We start from the raw sequence: 16,370 nt of genomic DNA on the forward strand, positions 1-16,370 counted from the left end.
ATCAGCGCGGTTCAGAACTCATTTCAATTTTAAAATCCGTTGCCTGAGGACCGTAGGCAGTGCTTTTAATAAATTGTGTTTGCTTGCCCAAAAAAGTCATTGGCTTCCACACTTCACCATCGCCTACTTGCATGCCAGCTGCATCAGTCCAGCGGAAGCGGTAGTACAAACGCAGGTCTTTGACATCCGTATTAGTCACTTCTGCCTGCACCACCATCACGTCGTTTTTGCGCTGTGAACGCAGATCAACAACCTGCAAGCCTTGCAGTTCGCCACGCACCATCAGCTTGGCTGCAATGCCGGGAGAAATTGCCGCCGGTACCGGGTCTCCAGCAAATGCGCTCTGCACAGCCAGAGCGAGTCCCGTAATGATAAAAATTTTTTTGATTGAGGATGTCATATACATGTCCTAAGTAATTTTATGTTTACTGCTTATTTTGTTGCTGGTTTACTGCTTTGCAGGTGTCGCAGGCGTTGTCGCTGCGGCATCGGCTTTTTTCTTTGGCGGGACGACTTTCTTTGTGGCTGGCTTGGCAGCAGTTGCTGCTGGTGCTGGCTCGACCTGAGCAACAGCGACTGTGCCAAATTTTGCTGTGCTACCTAAGTAGGTTTTATTGGAATACATGCGAACCGGTACCACCATATAGCGGCCGTCGACTGTGATGCGTTTGATTTCACTCGAATAACTACCGAAATTCACATCATAATCACCAGGCGGAATAAAAGCACGGGCGACGAAGACGCGCTCTGGCAAGCTACGCCACATGCGATCATCTGCCGGGCTTTCGGTTGCCGCAACGGCGACGTTGGCAGCAAGACCGGCAAGCATGCCAAAGTTTTTGTTCACCTGATCTTGTACCAGCGCCTTGGCAATCGCCCGGGTTGCTGCGCGTAACTGGATACCTGGCAACTCGTCTTTCAGTGCTTTACGAGCCATCACGTTAAAGTCTGTCACCAACGCTGTCTGCAATACCTGATCGCCAACTTTGATGGTGTTGATCACCGGTGCATCTTTATCCGGATAAATCGCCGGAAAAGCAAATGAGACCGTGACCAGTCCGCGCGTCGTCGGCACAGGGAATGCTACTTTTTGCGAGAGACGCGCCGGTGAGTGACCTGCCTCGATGACGAACAGCACGTCGGTCACGCCTTTTTTGCGGCGGAAACTGGTACGCTGATCGAGCCCTTTTAAACCATCTTCGAGCACCGGCAGGTCAGGGCGTAATTCATTGGCTTTGCGATAGCCCGGCGCCGCCAGACCTGGCTCGTTCAGTGCTTCGTAGACGAAGCCTGCGAGATAGTGGCTTAAGGCATTTTGATAGCCGTTTTTCAGCTTCAACACTTCCGGATCATTGAGTGTTTCTACCGGGTAGCCGTTGAGCTCCTTGCTACTGCTGGTGACGCCTTTTTCCTTGGCTTCTTTTTCAGCATCGGCAGTTTCTTTGGCACGGAATTCGGCGATTACGGCTTCGCGTTCATGGGTGCGCTTGATGTCGACACGGGCGGTATCGAGGTCACCCAGATTCAGGCGGTTCATTGCCATGCGAGTGGTCAGCATGACTTTTTCGTAATCCTGACCTTCATAATCACGGCTGTTATCGCCCATGATCAAGGCTCCGACCTGACTCATCAGTTTTGCCGGATTACTCTTGGCAGTTTCTTCCCACTCTTTGACTTTAACATCAGCAACAGCGAATGCCGCCAGACTGTCTTCGTAGCGATTGCCGATGCGCATCAGCTCGCCTTTCTCCAGATTCAGTAACAGGTCGTTCTTGCTGCTGCCGGTGGTCTGGGCTTCGACTTGTTTAATCGCATCCTCGATGCGCCCTTCTTTGGCAGTCGCTAATGAGGAAGCGACCTTGCTGTCATGCGTCGGGGAGGTAACGCAACCTGCCAGAACAAGCGCGGCAATGATAGGGGTAAATGCAATAGATAGGCGCATAGTCATCAGTAAGTGGTGCTGCCGCCGAGATATACAGATCCCATCGCAGGATCACATCGGAAGTCGCAAAATCGTTATTGTTATCGGAAATGAAACGAATAAGAGTATATAAAAAATTACGCAGATTAGCTTGTCTTTTTTGCTATTTAATTTTGAGTATTATTAATTACTACTGAAAGTAGTGATTTGAATCAATATTGATCTGATTGATTTCACTCAGCCGGGTGTCTGCAAACCCTGTAAATCCGCCAAAAATCTCAGGACTTTTCCAGCCAGAGATCCATTTGATGCAGGCAATCAGGCAAATGTGCACCCAACGGACTGCGCAAACCGTGGTCGGCATCGGGGAAAATATGCCGTTGTAAATTGGTTTTTTTCAATGCCCGGAACTGCTGCTCCAGCCAATCGGCAGACTCCACCGGCACAGCCTGATCGGCACTCCCCATGCAAAGCAAAATAGGTTTATTCAGGCTCAGGAGATTCTCGCTGTGACGCAATTGATTTAACTCTTGCCAGTACTGGCGACTGCGCCCGTTGATCAGTATTTGCCGTTCAATAAGTGGAGTGAATGCGGCGGTGTGTGCGGCATTACCTGAGGTCTTGTCCAAAATCTGAGGCAAAGCGCTGAGCAGCGCCTCATCGATACGCTGCACCTCCGCCAGCAACCCAGCATCGCCAGCCTGATTGCGCTGACTCGCCAGCAAACGAAACGCATCCAGCGGCTGCATGCCACCATTTGAAATCATCACCAGATGCGTGATAACAGGATGCGTCGCCGCCAGCAGGGCCGCCAGCTCCGCCCCCTCCGAAATACCCATCATGACGATGCGGCGCGGATGTTGCCCCTGGCTCTGCAGCAAGCGTAACTGCGCTTCAATAAATTCGCTCTGGTCTGCTTGCCATCGACTCAGATGGTCATCGCGGATAAAGGCATCGCTGCATCCGGGATCGTCTTGCTGGCTATGTCGTTTTTGTAAAATCAAAATACGCAGAGTACCGGACTCACCCTCCAGCCCGCGAAAATAGTCGGGAAGATATTTACCCATGCTGACACAACCGGAACCGGGCACTACGAATACCAGGGTCGCCAACGATGCTGCGGCATGACCGAACTGAGCCTGATCAGATTGAAAGGCACTAGAAAATACATGGTTGTCGATGCTAAAAAACGTCGTCCGCCCGCCATCTGCAAAGTCAAAGTGCTGAGGTGGTATACGCGCAGAAGACGTCGCCACACTTGCACAAGCGGCCAGCAAGGCCAGACCTGAGACCAAGGTCAAGCACTTGAGCACGCATGACAATCGGCTTGTTATACCCATTTTTTACCTGTGTCTGGCCTTAAATTCATTATATAAAAAACATTTTTTAACCACATACTCATAGTGAGTATGTGATATATATCGCTTAAAGACTAATAAATCATTGCGGATAAGGACACAAAAAACAGATACTCCCCTATTTTTAATTAAATTACGCTTCACTACTGCGAGTCCCGCCGACTGTCAAGACTGGTGCAATCACGCAGAGCGCGTATCATCTGCGACTTGATTTTAATTATCCAAGTTTATTTTTACCTAATTATTCACACCATTATTTATGCTGCCTTCGATTGAACAACGTCTCGCCCTGGAACTTGCCGCCAAACCTGTGCAAGTCGCCGCTGCCATTACTTTACTGGATGAAGGCGCGACCGTGCCGTTTATCGCACGCTACCGTAAAGAAGCGACGGGTGGACTGGACGATACCCAATTGCGCTTGCTGGAAGAACGTCTGCGCTATTTGCGCGAACTCGAAGACCGTCGCGCCGCGATCATTTCGTCGATTGAAGAGCAAGGCAAAATGACGCCCGTGCTGCTCGACGCAATCACGCATGCCGAAGACAAAACCCGGCTGGAAGATTTATACCTGCCTTACAAACTCAAGCGTCGCACCAAGGCGCAGATTGCGATTGAAGCAGGCTTACAAGAGTTGGCCGATAGTCTGCTGAACGACCCGAGCAAAAATCCCGAAGACGTAGCTGCCGCGTATTTAAAAGCGCCCTTCAGTACCAGCAACGGCGACAACCCCGGCGTGGCCGATACCAAGGCCGCACTCGACGGTGCCCGCCAGATTCTGATGGAACGTTTTGCCGAAGATGCCTCGCTGCTGCAAGCGATCCGTGAATACCTGCTGGATCATGGCATCGTCGAATCCAAAGTCGTCGCAGGCAAAGAAGACGCCGGCGCCAAGTTCGCCGATTATTTTGATTACGCCGAAACGCTGGGCACGATCCCATCACACCGCGCATTAGCCCTGTTCCGCGGACGCCGCGAAGAAATGCTGACAATCACGCTGCGTCTCGATACCGAGGAAGAAAAACCAAAATGGGATGCCCCGCTGAATCCTTGCGAAAGTCGCATCGCCGCTAAATTTGGCGTCAGCAATATTGGCCGCCCTGCCGACAAATGGCTGGCAGACACCGTGCGCTGGAGTTGGCGCGTCAAAGTATTCATGCATCTCGAAACCGAACTGATGGGCAGCCTGCGCGAGAAGGCCGAAGTCGAGGCAATCAACGTCTTTGCACGCAATCTCAAAGCCCTGTTGCTGGCTGCACCCGCCGGCCCGCGCGCTACCATGGGACTCGATCCCGGCTTGCGCACCGGCGTCAAAGTCGCGATCGTCGATGCGACCGGCAAGGTCATGGAACACGCGACCATTTATCCGCATCAACCACGCAACGACTGGGACGGATCGTTACATGTGTTGGCGCAGCTCGCCGCCAAGCATCATGTCTCGCTCATCTCGATTGGCAACGGTACCGCATCGCGTGAAACGGACAAACTCGCACAGGATTTAATCAAACTCAAACCCGAACTCAAACTGACCAAGATCGTGGTATCGGAAGCCGGTGCATCCGTGTATTCCGCCTCGGAATTTGCGTCGAAAGAATTGCCGGATCTCGATGTTTCCATCCGGGGTGCCGTATCGATTGCACGTCGCCTGCAAGACCCGCTGGCCGAGCTGGTGAAGATCGATCCGAAGTCGATTGGCGTCGGTCAGTATCAGCATGATGTCGGCCAGTCGCAGCTCGCCCGCTCACTCGATGCCGTAGTTGAAGATTGTGTGAATGCGGTCGGTGTCGATGTGAATACGGCCTCCGCACCGTTGCTGGCGCGCGTCTCCGGCTTATCATCTTCAGTGGCGCAAAGTATCGTCAATTATCGTGATGCCAAAGGCATGTTTAGTTCACGCGCCGACCTGCGCTCAGTGCCGCGTCTGGGCGATAAAACGTTTGAACAGGCCGCTGGATTCTTGCGCGTGATGGGCGGCAATAATCCCCTCGATGCATCCGCAGTTCATCCTGAATCCTATCCGCTGGTAGAAAAAATCCTGGCGGACATCAAGAAGGATGTGGCGGGTGTGGTCGGTGATGAACGCTTGTTGAAATCACTTAGTCCGGCAAAATATGCGGATGACAAGTTCGGCATCCCGACCATCACCGATATTCTGAAAGAACTGGAAAAACCAGGTCGTGACCCGCGCCCAGAATTCACTACAGCGACCTTCAAAGACGGCGTCGAAGAAATCCGAGACCTGCGTCCCGACATGATCCTGGAAGGCGTAGTCACCAACGTCGCGGCATTCGGTGCCTTTGTCGATATCGGCGTGCATCAGGATGGCCTGGTACACATCTCGGCACTGTCGAACACCTTCGTCAAAGATCCGCATACCGTCGTCAAAGCAGGGCAAGTCGTTAAAGTCAAAGTGCTGGAAGTCGATGAAAAGCGTAAACGTATTGCGCTGACCATGCGCCTGACCGACGCGGCACCGCAAGCGGGCAGTACGCCGGAACAAAAAGCCGATCGTAATGACGCCAAACGCCTGCAACAGCATCGTGGCCAAACTGCGTCTGCGCCGCCAGCGAATAATGCAATGGCAGCAGCGTTTGCCAAATTGCGGCCATAAAAATACAGATGTGATTGCTGACGCTTGTAATCGGGCGTTAGCAATAGGTTTTTACTTCATCAAAACGTATCCAAATAAGAAGAGCCGTCTTTTCACCTCAGCGTGTTGGGCTCGACTCGACCTCTCTTCTCTCAAAGTTCAGTGCGCCCCAATCAGGCTGAATTCTGCACCGTCGCACATACTCCCCCCAATACTCTTATAAATACAGCCGAATCCGCACATTCTGATTACGGTTTCAAATAATACTAAGGGAGAGTATTTAATTTCCTCTGGCAAAAACCACGTCAACCATGTGTACCGATAGCACTGCGGAGCCGCATCGCAGTTTCCTTTATAATGACGCCATATTATTAACCAAGGAATAGCTATGAGCGACGTTCAAGCCTGGATCAAAGACACCGTAACCCAAAACCCTGTTGTACTGTTCATGAAAGGCACCGCGCAATTTCCACAATGCGGCTTTTCCGGTCGTGCAATTCAATTGCTGAAGGCTTCCGGCGCAGAGAACCTAGTTACCATCAATGTATTAGAAGATGCCGCTGTACGTCAGGGCATCAAGGATTTTTCTAACTGGCCAACGATTCCTCAGTTATATATCAAAGGCGAATTCGTCGGCGGCTCGGACATCATGAATGAGATGTTTGAAAGCGGTGAATTACAAGCACTGATCAAAGCCTAAGCCCGTCTGAGCCACCCCATTCAAGACCAGCATATGACGACACCACAACGCCTGATTATCGCCATCACTGGCGCAACGGGCGCGGTGTATGGCGTCCGGTTGCTGCAAGCGATCCGCGATTTACCCGGGGTCGAGAGTCATTTACTGATTTCCGAAGCAGGCACACTGACCTTGCATCAGGAACTGGAATTACGCCGCAAAGATGTTGAGGCACTGGCCGATGTCGTTCACAACGTTCGCGATGTCGGCGCCTGCATTGCCAGCGGCTCATTCCAGGCCAGCGGCATGATCGTCGCACCGTGCTCGATGAAAACCCTGGCATCCGTCGCTCACGGCCTGTCAGACAATCTGATTACCCGCGCTGCAGACGTCATCCTTAAGGAGCGTCGTCGCCTGGTCCTGATGGTGCGCGAAACACCATTCAATCTCGCCCACCTGCGCAATATGACTGCCGTAACCGAAATGGGCGGCATCATTTTCCCGCCACTACCAGCTTTTTATCATAAGCCCACTTCCATCGATGAGATGGTGCAACACACAACTGCCCGCGTACTGGATCTGTTCAACATCTCAACCGAACTCGCCCCACGCTGGAATGGCTTGGGTAAAGCGCAGGACTAAACAGCCCACAACAAATACAAGGCAAGTGAATGTAAGGCATCGTCAGGTACATCCATACAATGTACCGATCTTTTTGCAGGCTTTCGATAACAAACCTACACACCGATTTCACAATTTAAAAAATATAAAAGAAAAAACCCACCGTTATTGCTAACGATGGGTTCTTAATGGTGCCGGCTGCCGGAATCGAACTGGCTACCTGATGATTACAAGTCAACTGCTCTACCAAGTGAGCTAAGCCGGCGAAACTTTTTAAGAAAGTGATTTCTCAATCAATCTCGAAGAACAAAAATTATAGACTACTTTATTATTTTTAGCGAGGGTTTTTCTGATTTTTTTTGTGGCTCCGCTGTTTTTTCTGTAAGGTGTCCTGCATTGCGATGTGCTTCTTCGATTCTTGAGTTAACTGCCGCCAAACCTAATGCAGGCTTGCCTGTGACGGGATTTACAGGCACATCTGATGGCGAGAGCTCTTGCAAAGGCTCCGGGAGATCGACCTCAAATGCCATGCCCTGACCGTTTTCACTGGCATAAATTGCCTGAACATTTTCAACCGGTACGTAAATATCACGTGAAATTCCGCCAAAACGGGCTTTAAACGCAACGGCTTCATTGTCCATTTTCAGTGCGCTGGTCGCGCCAAAGCTAATGTTCAACACAATCTCGCCGTTCCGTACGAACTCCATCGGTACGCGCGAAGCTGCATTGACCTTAACCGCCATATACGGCGTAAATCCATTGTCGGTGCACCATTCGTAAATGGCCCGCATGAAATAAGGCTTGGTGGATGTTTCTGACATACCTGAATGATTTCCTGAAGAAATAGTAGCTAAAGAATAGTCCCTGATTCTACAAACGACAAGGCTGACTTGAAGTGATCGCGTCAGCCTTTTCTTTGATGCTTCGTTAAATTAACGACGCATGACTTTCTCGGATGGTGTCAGCGCCTCAATGTAGGCCGGGCGAGAGAAAATGCGCTCTGCATATTTCATCAGGGGCGCAGCAGTCTTGGACAGCTCGATACCATAATGATCCAGGCGCCACAGCAGTGGAGCAACAGCCACATCCAGCATCGAGAATTCATCACCTAACATGTATTTGTTCTTGATGAATAAAGGTGCAAGTTGAGTCAGGCGATCACGAATTTCAGCGCGCGCCTTGTCTTGTACTTTAGCTGATGAAGTTGATTTATCGTTTTCCAGAGTATGTACGTGGATAAACAATTCTTTCTCAAAATTAAACAACATCAGGCGTGCACGGGCACGTTGCAGCGGATCTGCCGGCATCAATTGCGGATGCGGAAAGCGCTCATCGATATATTCGTTAATGATATTGGATTCATACAGAATCAGTTCACGCTCGACCAGAATCGGTACCTGGCCGTAAGGATTCATTGTCGAAATATCTTCTGGTTTATTGAACAGATCAACATCACGAATTTCAAAATCCATGCCTTTTTCAAACAGAACCAGGCGGCAGCGTTGCGAGAATGGGCAGGTTGTGCCCGAGTAGAGAACCATCATTTTTATAGTTCCTTAAAAACGATTAGGGCGAGGCGCCAATTTGCGCACCTCACCCTGGGATGACACATCCGCTCAACCAGGTTCAGCGGACGACTGAATTACTAAATTACTTCACTTCTTTCCAGAACGATGCGTTCAGGCGCCAGGCCAAGAGGCTCAGTGTCGCGATGAACATCAACACCCAGACGCCCAGGCGTTTGCGCGTATTTTGTGCTGGCTCACCCATCCACTGGAGGTAAGCAACCAGATCACCGACAGCATTATCGTATTCGATTGGCGTCAAAGTACCGGCAGTGACTTTTTCAAAGCCAGCAAACTTATGCTCAAGCTTGGATTCATCATGCGCATCTTTTTCTTCGACAAACTTGGCTGTGCGGGTACCTTGCAATTCCCACAGAACGTGAGGCATACCAACGTTAGGGAACACCATATTGTTCCAACCAGTTGGACGACTTTGGTCTTTGTAGTAAGTACGCAGGTAGGTGTAAATCCAGTCAGCACCCGTGCCTTGGCCGGAAGCTTTAGCGCGAGCAATCACGGACAAATCCGGAGGCACCGCACCGAACCAAGCCTTCGCATCTTTTGCAGACAATGTTGTCTTCATCAGATCGCCCACTTTTTCGCCGGTGAACAGCAAGTTTTGTTTGATCTGATCATCGGTCAAACCGATGTCTTTCAAACGGTTGTAGCGCATTGCTGATGCAGAGTGGCAATTCAGGCAATAGTTGACGAATAACTTTGCACCATTTTGCAATGCCGCCATATCGGTCGAACGATCAGGCGCCTGATCCAGAGGAAAACCACCTGAGTTCGCCAGGGCGAGCGCTGGAACTAAGGCCAGCGTCGCGATCATTTTTTTAAATAATTTCATGCTTATTATTCCTTTGGCGCTTAGTGAGCAGAGAAAGTCACGCGTTTTGGCACAGGTTTAAATGTACCCATCGCGCTCCACCATGGCATCAACAAGAAGAAGCCGAAGTAAATCACAGCACACACTTGCGAAATACGCTCACGTACTGGTGATGGCGGCTCTACACCAAGGTAACCCAGCGTCACAAACGCGATACCAAATACGATGTAGACATACTTGTGCCAGTCAGGACGGTAGCGGATCGACTTGACAGGAGACACGTCCAGCCAAGGCAGGCCTGCCAGAATCATCACCGAAGAACCGAACAAGACCACGCCCCAGAATTTTGCATCCAGACCGAAAGGCATCATACCGACAATCGCAACCAGACCTACGACAGCAATAGCTATCTTGATCAGTTGCGGCAATTTTGTCGTCAAGAAAATCAGACCAACATAGCCAACGATACCTGCCTGAACCACGTACAAGAACTCTGAAGTCGTCGCACGCAATACAGAGTAGAACGGCGTGAAATACCAGGTCGGGGCAATGTGCGGAGGCGTTTTCAATGAGTCCGCAGGAATGAAGTTGTTGTACTCGAGGAAGTAACCCCCCATTTCAGGTGCAAAGAAAACCACAGCACTGAAAATCGTCAGGAACACTGTCACACCAAAAACATCATGGAAAGTGTAATAAGGATGAGAAGGGATGCCATCTACAGGATGACCGTCTGCATCAAGATTTTCCTTGATTTCAATACCATCTGGATTATTTGAACCGACTTCATGCAAGGCGATCAGATGTGCAACAACCAAGCCCAGCAAGACCAGAGGAATCGCGATGACGTGGAAGGAGAAGAAGCGGTTTAAAGTCGCGTCAGACACAACATAATCACCACGAATCCACAAAGACAAATCAGGGCCGATGAAAGGGATAGCACCGAACAAATTAACAATTACTTGTGCGCCCCAGTAGGACATTTGGCCCCATGGCAACAGGTAGCCGAAGAACGCTTCAGCCATCAAACACAGGAAGATGGCAAAACCGAACAACCAGATTAATTCACGTGGCTTACGATAAGAACCGTACATCAAAGCACGGGTCATATGTAAATATACGACGATGAAGAAAGCTGATGCGCCAGTGGAGTGCATGTAACGCACTAACCACCCCCAGGGCACATCGCGCATGATGTATTCAACAGAAGCAAACGCCAGGTTCGCATCTGGTTTGTAGTGCATCACAAGGAAAATACCAGTCACAATCTGGATTACCAGTACCAGCATTGCCAGTGAGCCGAAAATGTACCAAAAGTTAAAATTCTTCGGCGCATAGTATTGGCCCCACTGATCATTCCACAATTTGGTCAGAGGAAAACGGGAGTCAACCCAGTTCAATGCTTTGTCAACGACAGGAGCGTCTGCCGGCAGCTTTTTCTCAACAAATGCCATGATTAAGCCTCGCCTTTCTCATCTTTACCGATGACAATTTTGGTGTCCGACAAATACATATGGCGCGGAACATCCAGGTTTTGCGGAGCTGGCTTGTTTTTATAGACGCGACCAGCAAGGTCGAATGTAGAGCCGTGGCATGGGCACAAGAAACCACCTGCCCAGTCGTCCGGCAAGGAGGGTTGAGCACCGGCCTGAAATTTAGAGCTCGGCGAGCAACCCAAGTGGGAGCAAATACCTACTGCGATCAAAATGTCCGCATGTTCTTTACGAGAGCGGCTTTGCTTATCGCAATACTCTGGCATTTCCATGGTGTAAGGCTTTTGCGATTGTGGATCAGCAACTTTTTCTTCAGTGCCGGCAAGGCTTGCCAGCATCTCAGGCGTACGCTTGAGTATCCATACTGGCTTACCGCGCCACTCTACGGTAGTCATTTCACCTGGCTTCAAAGCCGAAATGTCCACCTCTACTGGCGCGCCCGCCGCTTTAGCGCGTTCAGATGGCTGGAAAGTGCTGACCAGCGCACCTGCCGTTGCCAAACCTGCCACACCACCCGCCGCACACGTGGCGACGAGCAAGCCGCGACGGCCGGAATCGACCTGCTTTTCGATACTCATACCAACCCCAATCTATCAAAAATCAAAACTTAACGAAGCGTAAATATAACTTCTAGCAACCTTAAATTATAAAGGAGGCGACAGTGGTTTTAAAGCAAAACATCACGATAGAGCCAAACTGCACTGTTTTTTTTAGATTTTGTCGGTTATTTTGCGATTTAAACGCATACAGTTCCTCACGATGTAAGACTTGCCAAGTTATCAACCGAAACAAAGTTTGACAAAAAAATCAGCATTGCAATTTAGTTTGCAGCGTAAAATATTGTTGCTTTGTCATAATTAACCGGGAGTCATTATGAGTATGTTGAAAGAATTTAAAGATTTCGCCAGCAAGGGAAATGTCGTCGATCTGGCGGTTGGCGTCATTATCGGTGCCGCCTTCGGGAAAATTGTCGACTCACTTGTCGCCGATATCATTATGCCTATCATCGGACGAATTTTAGGTGGCCTCGACTTTTCGAACTATTATTTGCCTTTAAACGGCCAAGCCAGCAACCTCGCCTTGGCCGAAGCAAAAAAAACCGGCGCGGTTTTAGCTTACGGTAATTTCATTACAATTCTATTGAATTTCCTCATTCTGGCTTTTATCATTTTCCAGATGGTGCGCTTGTTCAACAAGATGAAAAAAGATGAGCCAGTCGCAGAAGCTGCTGCACCAGCAACACCAGAAGACGTTGTATTGCTACGCGAAATCAGGGACGCACTGAAAAAATAAACAAGTATCTTCTTTTACTGTTTTGTATAAAAGCCACCTGCTGATCAGCGGTGGCTTTTTTATGGCGGATTTTTATACCGGATTAGGTATATCAACAAAATGGTGTTCGATGCCAAATCGCTGCGCCAGAAATTCTCCCAGCGCTTTCACTCCGTAGCGCTCAGTAGCATGATGGCCACACGCCAGATATGAGACGCCGGATTCACGGGCCAGATGTACGGTAGGTTCGGAGATTTCTCCACTCAGATAGACATTGGCGCCAGCACTAATTGCCTGATCCAGCATATTTTGCGCTGCACCTGTACACCAGGCAATTTTACCCAGTACCTGTTCAGGATCGCCAATCATTAAGGGCAAGCGCCCCAAGCGTTGTTCAACATGCACCGCAAATTGTCCGGCCGTTTTGATCGACGCATCGTTGATACGCCCTGTCCAACCCAAATCATCCTCGCCAAAACGCCCTTCGGGTCGTAAATCCAGGCGATGTGCCAATTGCGCGTTATTTCCCAATTGCGCATGCATATCAAGCGGCAAGTGGTAAGCGAACAGCGAAATATCCTGCGCCAGCAACAGCTTCAGGCGCCTTTGTTTTTGGCCAATCACCCGCATATCTTCTCCCCGCCAGAAATACCCGTGATGTACCAGTATGGCATCCGCGTTCAGTCGAACAGCTTCCTCTAATAAAGCCAGGCTAGCCGTCACACCGCTGACAATACGTTTTATCTCAGACCGCCCTTCCACCTGCACGCCATTTGGGCAATAATCACGAAAGCGGTTAATTTGTAGCTCTTCTGCCAAAAACTGCGCAAGCTGCTCTCTGCTGACTGTTTGTGGATGCATTTCAATCTGATTCATTCTTTTCCTGATCCTCCTATGCGACGTCTCTGGCTCTTATTTGCTCAAACCATCACGGTAGTATTAGCTCTCTGGTTTATTGTAACCACCTTAAAGCCCGAATGGGCGAGCAAGGTACTGCGCGGCAATCAAAGTTTACAAATGACGTCGACAGTCACCATGCAAGAAGCCCCCGCAAACGCAGTGCCATCACAAAATTCGTATCGTACCGCAGCCAAACGGGCGATGCCTTCCGTCGTCAACATCTACACCTCAAAAGAAGCGCGGCAGGCGAATAGCCCCCTGCTTAACGATCCGTTCATGAAACGCTTTTTTGGCGACCAGCAGAATCAACCGAATGAACGACAATCAAGCCTGGGGTCAGGGGTCATTCTCAGTCCGGAAGGTTACATCCTGACGAATAATCATGTTGTCGAATCCGCTGAAGAAATTGATGTCGCTTTACCCGATGGTCGTAAAACAATTGCCAAAGTTGTCGGCACTGATCCCGAAACCGATCTGGCCGTTATCAAGATTGACTTGCCGTCCCTGCCAGCAATTACCCTGGGGCACTCAGAGCAAGCGAGTGTCGGTGACGTAGTACTGGCAATCGGCAATCCCTTTGGCGTAGGACAGACAGTCACCATGGGCATCATTTCGGCGCTGGGCCGCAATCACCTTGGCATCAATACATTCGAGAATTTTATTCAAACCGATGCAGCGATCAATCCGGGCAACTCAGGCGGTGCACTGATCGACATTAACGGCAATCTGCTAGGCATCAATACGGCGATTTATTCACGTAGCGGCGGATCGCTTGGGATTGGTTTTGCTATTCCGGTAACGACGATTAAAACCGTAATGGAATCCATTATCAAAAACGGCCAGGTCGTACGCGGCTGGATAGGCGTAGAGCCACAAGACATCACACCAGAGCTGGCAGAAAGCTTTGGCATCAAGCAAAAATCCGGTGCCATCATCGCAGGTGTGATTCGCGGTGGCCCGGCGGATAAGGCCGGCATTAAGCCAGGCGATATTTTATTGGCGATTGAAGGCAAGCCCGTTGGTGACACGACAGAGATGCTGAACCTGATTGCGCAATTACCACCGAATCAGAAAGCAAAAATTGCCGTCCTGCGGAATTCATCCGAATCCACGTTTGACGTCTTCATCGGTAAACGTCCCGCCATCAAACGCGAAGAATAATTTTCAGGAAAGAAGTCCATGCATATCCGCGATCTACAACGATTTTTATTTGAATTATCGGAGAACAACAACCGCGCCTGGTTTGTCATGAACAAGCCGCGCTACGACATTTTGCGTGCAGAATTTTTGGAACTGGTAACGAAACTGATTGTGCAAATCAGTAAAACCGATCCGGCAATTATCGGTTGCGAGCCGAAGAAAGCCTTATTTCGGATCAACCGCGACATGCGTTTTTCTGCGGACAAATCTCCTTACAAAACGACCTTCTCAGCTTCAATCTTGCCTAGCGGTCGCAAAAAAACCAGCGAAGGCGGTGGGCCAGCCTACTATTTTCAGATTGATGCGACTGGCAGATTATTTTTTGCAGTCGGTGAATACATGCCGCCATCAGACCGGCTGCGGGCGATCCGCAATCAGATCGTCGCTGACCCCGACGGTTTTGGAAAAGTCTTGAAAAACAAGCCGCTTAAACAGATTTTTGGCGGCTTGCAAGACGAGGGTAAATTGACGCGACCACCGAAAGGGTTCGATGCCGACTTGCCGCATATTGAAGAGATCAAAAATAAGAATTTTATGGTCTGGACCGAATGCACGTTGGACACGGCGAATCCAGAGGAAATAGAAGCCACGTTAGTGCAGGGCTTCAAAGCCGCTTACCCGCTGGTAAGCTGGCTACGCACCGCAATTTAGTCAGCGACCTGATCGGGTGCCTGAGTTGCTTTGACAAAAACCGGAGCAACCAGCAAACCCAATTCAAATAAAAACCACATCGGTAAAGCCAGTGAAAACTGGCTAACGATATCGGGCGGTGTGACAATCGCGGCAACAACAAATGCACCGACGATGACATAAGGGCGAATTTCTTTCAGCTTGTCGACAGTCACCAGCCCCATACGCACCAATACCACAACAACGATAGGGACCTCAAACGTCATGCCAAAGGCCAGGCACATTGACATGATGAAGTCGAGATAATTTTCTATGTCTGGCGCTACCGTAATTGAAGTTGGTGCAAATTCATTGATAAATTTAAATACCCGGCCAAAAACAAAAAAATAGCAAAAAGCGACGCCGCATAAAAACAAGAGTGACGATGAAATCACTAGAGGAGCGACCAGCTTTTTTTCATGCGAATACAAACCTGGCGCAATAAACGCCCACACCTGATAAAGCACCCAGGGTAAGGCCAACATGAACGCTACCAGCAAGGTGACCTTCATCGGCACCAGAAAAGGGGAAATAACACCCGTCGCAATCATCTTTGCCCCCACAGGTAAAGAAGCGATCATCGGTTTAGCGAGAAAGTCATAGATTGCAGAGGGGCCAGGCCAGGCGAATAGTGCCGCACAGGCGATCGCAATACCGATAGATGCTTTAACGAGGCGATCCCGCAACTCAACCAAGTGCGAAATAAATGTGTCTGCAGCACCAGACTCTAATGGGTCACTCATGTGAAATCTGTACCAGGGTAAAAGGAGATAGCGCTAACATCAGAAGAAACTGGAGGAATTGCTGCGCTTAGGTCTATGCTTGGCGACTCGTGCAGAACCGGACATCACGTGGCTACGGCCACCATGGCGATGTTTATACCAACTGGGAATAGCTGACGTTCTCGCGAGTTTTTTACGGCGAAAGTCTTTTGCCTTGACTGCCAGGTGGTTCGCGTCCGGAGGGTTCAGCAAAGGCGACTCAGTATCTTGCCAGGCGGATTCAATCTCATTTTTTGTTTGAGCCAAACCTTGCGCAATCGACTGCTCCACATCTTGAGCCGCCTCCTGTACGTCCTTTTGCATTTTACGCAGCTCTTCCAGCTCAATTTCGCGACTGACTTCGGATTTCACTTCATTGATATAACGCTGGGCACGCCCAAACAGCGAGCCCGCCATACGGGCTACTTTGGGCAACTTTTCGGGACCAATCACGATGAGGGCAACGACGCCGATCAACGCTAATTTGCTGATGCCAAGATCAATCATGCGTCAGCACT

General features: G+C 49.9%; 17 protein-coding genes and 1 tRNA gene. 6 read left to right on the forward strand and 12 right to left on the reverse strand.

Going from position 1 to position 16,370, the window contains the following annotated elements:
* Position 1: 1 nt before the first annotated feature.
* The 3 genes from ACO0K4_RS14270 to ACO0K4_RS14280 form a co-directional block, all read right to left on the reverse strand.
* Positions 2 to 400: a YcfL family protein gene (locus tag ACO0K4_RS14270; protein ID WP_422957305.1), complete on the reverse strand. Its 399-nt coding sequence runs from the start codon at positions 398 to 400 to the stop codon at positions 2 to 4.
* Positions 401 to 448: 48 nt separating this feature from the next.
* On the reverse strand, positions 449 to 1,942 hold the full coding sequence (locus ACO0K4_RS14275) for a COG3014 family protein (protein WP_422957306.1): 1,494 nt from the start codon (positions 1,940 to 1,942) through the stop codon (positions 449 to 451).
* 257 nt (positions 1,943 to 2,199) lie between these two features.
* A complete protein-coding gene (locus ACO0K4_RS14280; protein ID WP_422957307.1) occupies positions 2,200 to 3,222 on the reverse strand; it encodes an alpha/beta fold hydrolase in 1,023 nt (340 codons plus the stop codon).
* A 316-nt stretch (positions 3,223 to 3,538) separates the two neighbouring features.
* Between ACO0K4_RS14280 and ACO0K4_RS14285 the strand changes: the two genes are divergently transcribed.
* The 3 genes from ACO0K4_RS14285 to ACO0K4_RS14295 all read left to right on the forward strand — a co-directional run bounded on the left by ACO0K4_RS14285 (position 3,539) and on the right by ACO0K4_RS14295 (position 7,187).
* Complete coding sequence (locus ACO0K4_RS14285; RefSeq protein WP_422957308.1) at positions 3,539 to 5,887, forward strand: Tex family protein; 2,349 nt, start codon at positions 3,539 to 3,541, stop codon at positions 5,885 to 5,887.
* Positions 5,888 to 6,254: 367 nt separating this feature from the next.
* Positions 6,255 to 6,566, forward strand: coding sequence for a Grx4 family monothiol glutaredoxin (grxD, locus tag ACO0K4_RS14290; protein ID WP_422957310.1), 312 nt, complete (start codon positions 6,255 to 6,257; stop codon positions 6,564 to 6,566).
* Between the two features lie 33 nt (positions 6,567 to 6,599).
* Positions 6,600 to 7,187, forward strand: a complete 588-nt coding sequence (locus ACO0K4_RS14295; protein ID WP_422957311.1) for a UbiX family flavin prenyltransferase — start codon at positions 6,600 to 6,602, stop codon at positions 7,185 to 7,187.
* Between the two features lie 168 nt (positions 7,188 to 7,355).
* On the opposite strand, the gene ACO0K4_RS14300 is transcribed toward ACO0K4_RS14295, so the two are convergent.
* The 6 genes from ACO0K4_RS14300 to petA all read right to left on the reverse strand — a co-directional run bounded on the left by ACO0K4_RS14300 (position 7,356) and on the right by petA (position 11,628).
* Positions 7,356 to 7,431 (reverse strand) — tRNA-Thr (locus ACO0K4_RS14300).
* 55 nt (positions 7,432 to 7,486) lie between these two features.
* Entirely contained in the window at positions 7,487 to 7,987 is a 501-nt protein-coding gene (locus ACO0K4_RS14305) for a ClpXP protease specificity-enhancing factor (RefSeq protein ID WP_422957312.1), read from the reverse strand.
* A gap of 111 nt (positions 7,988 to 8,098) precedes the next feature.
* On the reverse strand, positions 8,099 to 8,710 hold the full coding sequence (locus tag ACO0K4_RS14310) for a glutathione S-transferase N-terminal domain-containing protein (RefSeq protein ID WP_262838127.1): 612 nt from the start codon (positions 8,708 to 8,710) through the stop codon (positions 8,099 to 8,101).
* A 106-nt stretch (positions 8,711 to 8,816) separates the two neighbouring features.
* A complete protein-coding gene (locus ACO0K4_RS14315; protein WP_422957313.1) occupies positions 8,817 to 9,581 on the reverse strand; it encodes a cytochrome c1 in 765 nt (254 codons plus the stop codon).
* A 20-nt stretch (positions 9,582 to 9,601) separates the two neighbouring features.
* Positions 9,602 to 11,014: a cytochrome b gene (locus tag ACO0K4_RS14320; protein ID WP_422957486.1), complete on the reverse strand. Its 1,413-nt coding sequence runs from the start codon at positions 11,012 to 11,014 to the stop codon at positions 9,602 to 9,604.
* On the reverse strand, positions 11,014 to 11,628 hold the full coding sequence (gene petA, locus ACO0K4_RS14325) for a ubiquinol-cytochrome c reductase iron-sulfur subunit (protein ID WP_422957314.1): 615 nt from the start codon (positions 11,626 to 11,628) through the stop codon (positions 11,014 to 11,016). The genes ACO0K4_RS14320 and petA overlap by 1 nt, the downstream gene beginning before the upstream one ends.
* 295 nt (positions 11,629 to 11,923) lie before the next feature.
* Between petA and mscL the strand changes: the two genes are divergently transcribed.
* Positions 11,924 to 12,343, forward strand: a complete 420-nt coding sequence (gene mscL / locus ACO0K4_RS14330) for a large conductance mechanosensitive channel protein MscL (protein WP_422957315.1) — start codon at positions 11,924 to 11,926, stop codon at positions 12,341 to 12,343.
* Positions 12,344 to 12,415: 72 nt separating this feature from the next.
* Here the strand turns inward: mscL and ACO0K4_RS14335 are convergent, their stop codons facing one another.
* The gene (locus tag ACO0K4_RS14335; protein ID WP_422957316.1) at positions 12,416 to 13,198 is read right to left on the reverse strand and encodes a Nif3-like dinuclear metal center hexameric protein; all 783 of its coding nucleotides are present in this window, start codon (positions 13,196 to 13,198) and stop codon (positions 12,416 to 12,418) included.
* A gap of 18 nt (positions 13,199 to 13,216) precedes the next feature.
* Here ACO0K4_RS14335 and ACO0K4_RS14340 point away from each other — a divergent pair, with 18 nt between their 5' ends.
* Positions 13,217 to 14,383: a Do family serine endopeptidase gene (locus tag ACO0K4_RS14340; RefSeq protein WP_422957317.1), complete on the forward strand. Its 1,167-nt coding sequence runs from the start codon at positions 13,217 to 13,219 to the stop codon at positions 14,381 to 14,383.
* A gap of 18 nt (positions 14,384 to 14,401) precedes the next feature.
* Positions 14,402 to 15,073, forward strand: coding sequence for a DUF2461 domain-containing protein (locus ACO0K4_RS14345; protein ID WP_422957318.1), 672 nt, complete (start codon positions 14,402 to 14,404; stop codon positions 15,071 to 15,073).
* On the opposite strand, the gene tatC is transcribed toward ACO0K4_RS14345, so the two are convergent.
* On the reverse strand, positions 15,070 to 15,834 hold the full coding sequence (tatC, locus tag ACO0K4_RS14350) for a twin-arginine translocase subunit TatC (protein WP_422957319.1): 765 nt from the start codon (positions 15,832 to 15,834) through the stop codon (positions 15,070 to 15,072). The genes ACO0K4_RS14345 and tatC overlap by 4 nt on opposite strands.
* Positions 15,835 to 15,873: 39 nt before the next feature.
* Positions 15,874 to 16,359 carry a Sec-independent protein translocase protein TatB gene (gene tatB, locus ACO0K4_RS14355; RefSeq protein ID WP_422957320.1) on the reverse strand — a complete coding sequence of 162 codons (486 nt, stop codon included), beginning with the start codon at positions 16,357 to 16,359 and terminating at the stop codon, positions 15,874 to 15,876.
* Positions 16,360 to 16,370 lie beyond the last annotated feature (11 nt).

Source organism: Undibacterium sp. RuTC16W (genome assembly GCF_049339445.1).
GTDB lineage: Bacteria > Pseudomonadota > Gammaproteobacteria > Burkholderiales > Burkholderiaceae_D > Undibacterium.